The following is a 7581-nucleotide window of genomic DNA, read 5'->3' on the forward strand; positions in this document are numbered from 1 at the left end:
CCACATGAATGTGGGGTTTTTGCCGGAAGGGTCAAGAATACTCCGCCGTCCCTTACTTCTTTTTCATGGGAAACGCGCCACTTGAGACTCTTTGTCGCACTCGACCTTCCTGCCGATGTCCGGGAAACGCTTGCGCTGATGCGCGGTTCCATGCCCGGCGTGCAATGGGTTCCTGCCGAGAACCATCACATCACTCTCCGTTTTATCGGGGAGATCACGGATCGACACCGGCTGGAGGAGATTGACCTCGCCCTCTCCCGCCTTGCCTGGAGACCCTTCGAGATATTTCTCACCCAGGCCGATATCCGCGAAGGTCTCAACGCGGACAGCCTTCTCATCGGCGTCGAGCGCACACCCCAGTTGGAAGCGCTCCAGTCGCAGGTCGAGAGCGCGCTTCGCCGCGCCGGATGCCCGCCCGCAAAAAGACGCTTCCAGCCTGCTGTCACGTTGGGACACTTCTCTTCCAGCCAGCGCGCAGACGCCATCCGGTGGGTCCAGCGACACAATCTCTTCCGCAGCAAACCGATGTCCGTAGAACACGTTACGCTCTTTGAGAGCCTGCGCAGTCTGGGCGAGCACGTTTACGTTCCGCGCGAAGAGTATGCTTGGCAGCCGGAAATGCCCCTGATCCCCGAGGAAGAATGATCCCATCCACGCCGTCGACCGAGGAACGCCTCGATGCGCTCCTCACGGAAGTCCGGGCCTGTCGCGTCTGTGAGGCCCATCTCCCGCTCGGGGCCAGACCGCTAATCCACGCCTCAGTCACATCCAGAATTCTGATCGCCAGTCAGGCGCCCGGCACAAAAGCCCATATCGCGGGAAAATCCTTCTTCGATCCGTCGGGCAATCGCCTGCGGAACTGGCTCGGCCTTTCTGAAGACATCTTCTACGACACGCACCATGTTGCCATCTTTCCAATGGGTCTGTGCTACCCTGGCCGCCTGCCGCAAGGTGGTGACAACCCACCCCGCCCGGAATGCGCGCCGCTCTGGCGTCGTCGCGTGCTTTCGCTCATGCCGGACATCCGCCTGACGCTGCTCGTCGGAAGCTATTCGCAGAACCATGTTCTGGGACGCGGCACAGTCACCGAGCGGGTCAGAAATTTCCGGGATTACATGCCGGAATACTTCCCGCTGCCTCATCCGTCATGGCGCACGGGGGTCTGGGAAAAGAAAGCACCGTGGTTTCAGGAAGACGTTATTCCGGCCCTGCGTGAACGCGTCCACGCCCTCTTGGCCGAGCGCTGATCTTCAGGCTGCCTTGGCCTGTCGCAGCGCTTCAACCAGAAAACCTTCTGCGCCCGACGCCAGAATCTGAACCCCGATTGCCAGCAGGATCAGTGCCGCAAGTCGGCTGACGATCCGCGTTCCCGTCACACCCAGCATCGCCACAACACGCTCGGCATAGGCATAAACAATTGCAACCACCACCGCCATGGTCGTCGCAGCTGCAGAGACGCCCAGATAATAATCGGCCGTCGGCATATGAGGCGGCGTGGAAGAACTCAGGGCGATGGCCACGGAAATGCTTCCCGGGCCCACCGTGAATGGCATGGCCAGCGGAAAGAACGCTGTCTCCCGCAGATCCGGCGTCGTCACGGTTCGACCGCCCTGAAGCGCCTGCTTTTCCTTACGCGCTTCGGACGTCTCGGGCTGCAACAGCATGAGCCAGGCGCGCGATGCCACAACCAGACCGCCCGTAATGCGCAATGCATTAATGGAGATGCCAAAGAACCCGAGGATCCAGCTGCCAAACCAGATGGACACCAGCATGATGCCCAGCGAATTCAGGGCCACCTGACGGGCAAGCTCGACAACTTCGCGACGGTCACGCCCTTCCGTCGCCTGAGCAAAAATCAGCGATGCCCCGAGAGGGTTGATGATCGAAAAGAGTGCCGGAAAGGCAATCAGCCAGCTGCTGAGCGTATTCCCCAGCCCGGGCGCCAGGCTCATGAGCCTGTCAGACCTGACGCAGCCTGCGGCTGGCGCTTGCGTGCCAGACGTTCCTCACCCTTCAGAAAAGCCCGCAGCATCCGATAATCCTCGGAAAAACAGCATACCGTCCCGGCCGTCCTGTCTGGACAGACCGTCAGTCCCAGATCGTTATAAACTGCCATCAGAGACTGGCCAACCTGTATGAAAGCAAGCTTGCAGCCTTCCTGCAGCGCCAGATCCCGCAGCCGCCAGATCGCCGCAACGCAGTTGCGCTCCGCTCCGGCGGGATCGCCCAAACCGATAATGAATTGCCCCGTCCGCAGGAACGGAATGGCTGCACGGCCTGCTTCATCCAGCAGTAACCCGGTCGGGCGACGCGCGCCAAGCTGCGGCAGGGCGTGCGCCAGACTGTGGTAGCGGCAGGCATTCTCGGCTGTCCATGCTTCGAACCGGATGCGCGTCCTTCGCATCCCACGCCACAGGGCATAGAACCCACACAATGCCGAGAAGCCCAGAAACCAGCGTCCCACGGCGGTATGGGCATCATAGATCATCGAGCGCCACCATATCGGCCCGAGATGCCGCTGGATGGCTACCCAGCCCACGCCCAGCAGGCCCAGCGCCCAAAGCGACAACGGCGCCAGCATCGACGGCGTAAGCGGCGCCGTCAAAAAATGCGCACGCCGGTAATAGCAGTTCCGGAATGGGAGCAGCAGCAGCATTACGAGACTGATGACCACCGGCCCTTCCCACGGCGCATGACGCAACAGCAGCAGCACAACCGCAGAACCCAGCATCCCGAGAGAAAACTTCCATGCCAGCGCAACACGCTGCGAAAGCCCCCAGGACAACGCCACCAGACCGACACCCGCCGCCGTTAGCAGCAGGTCAGCGATCTGCGACACCGCAGCTCCTAGGGAGGTCTGAAGCGGCGGCAGATCTGCCACCAGCGCATAAAGCAGCAGCAGGATGCCCACGACAGCCTGAACGCTCGTCGCCACGGCCACGGAGAAATCAGCCTCTGATTCCCGGATGACCTGACTGGGCCGCACCCGTCGTGGTGCCTGTCCCGCTGAAGCAAGAACCTGTTCGCCCCGCAGGAAAATCTCATGCCCGGCAAACATCAGACCCGCCAGAAGCAATGGGATGATGTAATAGAAAAGCCGGAAAACAAGGATCGCACCCATGATCTGCGAAGCTGGCAGATAGGCCTGCAACGCCAGCAGCATGGCGCCATCAAAAACGCCTAGGCCCCCCGGGACACTCGCGACAAGCCCGGCCGTATAGGACGCCAGATAGATCGCCAGAAACGTCCCGAACCCGAAATGCGCTTCAGGCGGCAGCGGAGGCAGCACGCAATACGCAATCAGCGCCGTCGCCGCCATGTCCGCCGCACTGACCGCGATCTGCGCAATTGCAATTCCCGGGCCCGGCAGCTCGATCTCGTACTTCCAGACGCGCACATGCCGCCGCACACGCGCCACCAGCACATAGGCCAGCAACACGCCCCACAGCCCCAGCCCCACGAGCCTCAGCAGAAATGTCGGCAGATGTGTCAGAACCGGCACGGCATGCGGCTCAATGACCAGAATGCCGCCAATGAGCGCCATCGTACCCAGCAGATAGGTCGCCGAGCAGAAGGCAATAATCTGCGCAATCGCCCCCGGCGCCACGCCCCAGCTCCGATAAAGCCGAAAACGCACGGCCGCCCCGGAAATCGCTGCACAGCCCAGATTGTGCGACAGCACATAGGAGCAGAACGCCGCAAAAGCCGAGCGCTGATAAGACACGTCCGCCCGCACATGCAGACAGGCCAGACGGTCATAGAAAGAGAGAATGAAATAGGACAGGAGCGTCGCCGCCCCACCCGCCAGCAGAGCAGAGTCCGGAATGGCGCTCAGGCTTGCGGTGATATCGTGCAGCGAAAGATGACGAAGCTCCCGCCAGATGACGACCACCGCCGCCACGAGCAGAACCAGCCCCACGAGAGCTGGAGCGCGCGACAGGAAAATCTGCCACCGGTGCTTGGAAGGCGCGGCGTCCGGACAGCCGCAATCTACCGGCGCAGGAGCTGCGGAAACGCAGATATCATCCTTCACAGATGACACCTGAATGTCCTGCTTCCCCTTACCCGGCTTGTGGTCCTGCCGCTTATCCCCGGGCATGCCCACGGCTCAGTCCTGCACAGGCTCTTCGACAGGCCGCGCAAGAGCGTCCCGGATCAGGCCGACCGTTTCCGGAAGCCCAAACAGCGATGCAAAAATCCCGAAACGCGGCCCCTCGGTCTGCCCAAGCAGAACCTCATATAGACACCCGAACCACGACCGCAGCTCGGACTTCTGGAAATAGCGCTTCCCGACTTCGAACACGACATCCTGCACCTCACCCGGCGGCGTCTCGGGCGCAAGCTTCGCCAGCTCGTCCGCCAGATCCACCAGCCCCTTGCGCTCGGTTTCCGTCGGTGCACGGTAGGTCTTATTGGGGTAAACCTGCTCCTGGAAATAGGTCAGCGCACAACGCACCAGACGATCCACATACGGATGCGTCTCGGGCGAAAGCGTCGGATCATAGCGCCGCAGGAACTTCCACAGCGTCTCCGGCTTGTCGGCATTTGCCACGTTCGCAAGGTTCAGCAGCGCCGTGTACGAGACCGGGCTGGTGTCCTGCGCACGGATCGTCCCGCCATGAATGAACCACACCGGATTGGCCAGCAGATCCGGCCCCTCCTGCGTCTCAGCCTTCTGCACGAGCGTCAGGTAATCATCCGTTGCACGCGGAATGACGTCGAAAAACAGACGCTTGGCCCGCGTCGGCTGCTGGAACATGTACTGCGACAGGCTTTCCGGCGTGCCGTAACGCAGCCATTCCTCAACCGAAAGACCATTGCCCTTGGACTTGCTGATCTTCTGCCCCTGCGCATCGAGGAACAGCTCATAGGTCAGCCCTGCAGGCGGCTCCTTGCCCAGAATGCGACAGATCTTCGAGGACAGCTTCACACTGTCGATCAGATCCTTGCCGGACATTTCATAGTCCACGCCCAGCGCATACCAGCGCATGGCCCAGTCGGCCTTCCACTGCATCTTCGCATGGCCGCCCAGAACGGACGTCTCGAACGTCTTGCCGGTCTCGTCTTTCCAGACCACCGTGCCGGCATCCGGATCAACCTTGATGATCGGCACCTGCATGACCTGCCCAGTCTCGGGATGAATCGGCAGAACCGGCGAATAGGTGGCCCGACGCTCCGGACCAAGCGTCGGAATAATGGTCGCCACGACTTCATCATGGACTTCAAGCATACGGCGTAGCGCCGCATCGAACGTGCCGTTCGTGTAATACTCCGTGGCGGAAGCGAACTCGTACTCGAAACCGAAACTATCAAGAAACTGACGAAGACGCGCGTTATTATGCGCGGCAAAGCTGTCATATTCGCCAAACGGATCCGGCACCCGCGTCAGCGGCAGCCCCAGATGCTTCGTCAGAAGTTCCTGCTGCGGCACATTGGTCGGCACCTTGCGCAGCGCATCCATGTCATCGGAGAACGCAAGCAGTCGCGTCGGACGGCCCGTCAGCGCCTCATAGGCCTGACGCACCCAAGTCGTGCGCGCCACTTCGCCGAACGTGCCGATATGCGGCAGCCCCGACGGGCCATACCCCGTTTCCAGAAGGGCCGGAGCCTGCTCCGAAGCATCAGAAGCGCGCGCGTCCATGCGCGCGGTGATTTTTCGAGCCTCTTCGAACGGCCATGCTTTCGGAAGCGGCGCGTCAGGAGAGAGGGACGGGGCGATAGGTGTCTTGGATTTCTGCATGATTACCGGAAAAGGTAGGGAGACACCTCTTCCCGGTCAAGCAATACGACACATTGCGGTTTCACTCGGACGCATCCTTTACATTACGAAATATTTCAAGGACTTTTCCGCACTTTCTAACCCCTTGCAGACAGCCAGCTTTCACGTTCCGTTCGCAAAACCCGCAAAACATCCTCGCCGGATTTTCCCCTACCCGCTACACTGGCGACAATGCCCCGCGCCCCCACCTTCCTGTCGCCATTCGACGCTCCGGCCCTTGTCGCCCGTCGCGGCCTGTCCTCGCTCCTCACCCCGGATGGCGAACTGCTGGACCTCACAGCAGAAGAAACCCGCGAGCGCCTCACCCAGCTTCCCCCGCCGCTTCTGGTCCACGGTCCCGCCGCCCTGCGCGCGCTGGATCTCTCACCGCTCTCCCAGCCTGTCCCATGGTTCGACCTGCTGGACCTCTTCCTGTTCGTCCGCCCCGCCACAACCGTCGCCCCAACTCCGCGCGGACTGGCCCTCGCCCTCGGCATCGAGCCGCCCGAAACCATCTGCGCGGACCTCCTGCCCGTCCTGTGCGAAACCCTGCTCGACGAACTGCGGCACAAGGCCGAAACGCCCGAAGGTACCCGCCTGCGCGCGCTGATGGTCCCCCTGACCCGCGCCGGATGGGCCTGGAGCGGCGAAGTCACGGACGTCCTCGGTACTCCACGAGACACGACCGGCGCACACCCTTACGAAGCCATCCGCATCTGGAAACGCCTGCCGCGCTGGGAAGAAACAGCCCCACGCCCCGCGCCCGGAAGCCAGCCCGTCTCGCCCAACGCCGCCCGCCAGCGCCTGCGCGAGATCCTTGGCGAAAACGCTGAAATCCGCCCCGGACAGGCCGATTTCGCTTCCGTCGCCACCGCCGCCTTCGAGCCGCGCGAAAGCATCGGATCCCCCAATGTCGTCCTCGCCGAAGCCGGAACCGGTACGGGCAAGACGCTGGGCTATATCGCCCCCGCCAGCCTCTGGGCCGAACAGAATGACGGCGCCGTCTGGGTCAGCACCTATACCCGCCATCTCCAGCGCCAGATCGAGCAGGAACTCCGCCGCCTCTACCCGGACGAAACGACCCTGCGGAACAAGGTCGTCGTCCGCAAAGGCCGCGAGAACTATCTGTGCCTGCTGAACATGGAAGACCTGCTCAACGTCGCCACCTCCCGAGGCCCTGACGGTTACTCAGCGCTCCTTCCGATGGCTCTGCTCGCCCGCTGGGCCGAAGCCAGCCGCGACGGCGATCTCATGGGCGGCGATCTGCCCGGCTGGTTTGGCGAACTCTTCGGCTCCGGCACATTGTTTGGCGTGGCAGACCGGCGCGGCGAATGCATCCACGCCGCCTGCCCGCATTACCAGACCTGCTTCGTCGAACACGGAATCCGCCGCGCCCGTCAGGCCGATCTGGTCGTCGCCAACCACGCCCTCGTCATGTCACAGGCCGCCTGGGCCGCCCTCGCCCCGCCCGGCCTGCCGGACGAGGACACGACACCCACCCGCTACGTCTTCGATGAAGGCCATCACGTCCCGGACGCCGCCGACAGCGCCTTCGCCATGGCCCTGTCCGGCCTCGAAGCCGCCGAACTCCGCCGCTGGCTTCTGGGTGCCGAAGGCAGCCGCTCCCGCGCGCGCGGCCTGCAACGCCGGCTGGACGATCTGGTCGAACGCCTCCCCATGATCGACACGCCGCTCCACGCCGCACTTCAGGCCGCAAGGAGCCTGCCTGCCCCCGGCTGGAGCACGCGTCTGCGCCGCATCCAGCGCACCATCGGCCACAAGCCCCAGGATCTTCCGGTCCGCATCGTTCAGCGCATCGCGCG

At 62.8% G+C, this 7581-nt stretch carries 5 protein-coding genes and 1 pseudogene; 3 read left to right on the forward strand and 3 right to left on the reverse strand.

Going from position 1 to position 7581, the window contains the following annotated elements; translation table 11 throughout:
* Window positions 1–81 precede the first annotated feature (81 nt).
* Together thpR and JK202_RS08805 are read left to right on the forward strand one after the other, a co-directional pair.
* Window positions 82–645, forward strand: coding sequence for an RNA 2',3'-cyclic phosphodiesterase (gene thpR / locus JK202_RS08800; RefSeq protein WP_211560242.1), 564 nt, complete (start codon window positions 82–84; stop codon window positions 643–645).
* Complete coding sequence (locus JK202_RS08805; RefSeq protein WP_211560244.1) at window positions 642–1247, forward strand: uracil-DNA glycosylase family protein; 606 nt, start codon at window positions 642–644, stop codon at window positions 1245–1247. Before thpR ends, JK202_RS08805 begins: the two co-directional genes overlap by 4 nt.
* Before the next feature lie 3 nt (window positions 1248–1250).
* Here the strand turns inward: JK202_RS08805 and JK202_RS08810 are convergent, their stop codons facing one another.
* Genes JK202_RS08810 through JK202_RS08820 form a run of 3 tightly spaced genes read right to left on the reverse strand, consistent with a single transcriptional unit; the run spans window position 1251 to window position 5740 of the window.
* The gene (locus JK202_RS08810; protein WP_211560246.1) at window positions 1251–1952 is read right to left on the reverse strand and encodes a MarC family protein; all 702 of its coding nucleotides are present in this window, start codon (window positions 1950–1952) and stop codon (window positions 1251–1253) included.
* The gene (locus tag JK202_RS08815; RefSeq protein ID WP_249199838.1) at window positions 1949–4099 is read right to left on the reverse strand and encodes a lysylphosphatidylglycerol synthase domain-containing protein; all 2151 of its coding nucleotides are present in this window, start codon (window positions 4097–4099) and stop codon (window positions 1949–1951) included. Before JK202_RS08815 ends, JK202_RS08810 begins: the two co-directional genes overlap by 4 nt.
* Before the next feature lie 9 nt (window positions 4100–4108).
* Window positions 4109–5740, reverse strand: a complete 1632-nt coding sequence (locus JK202_RS08820; protein ID WP_211560248.1) for a lysine--tRNA ligase — start codon at window positions 5738–5740, stop codon at window positions 4109–4111.
* 210 nt (window positions 5741–5950) lie between these two features.
* Here JK202_RS08820 and JK202_RS08825 point away from each other — a divergent pair.
* A pseudogene (locus JK202_RS08825) lies at window positions 5951–7581 on the forward strand (ATP-dependent DNA helicase); the annotation flags it as partial.

It is taken from the genome of Gluconobacter sp. Dm-62 (genome assembly GCF_018256155.1).
In the GTDB taxonomy this organism is placed as follows: Bacteria; Pseudomonadota; Alphaproteobacteria; order Acetobacterales; family Acetobacteraceae; genus Gluconobacter.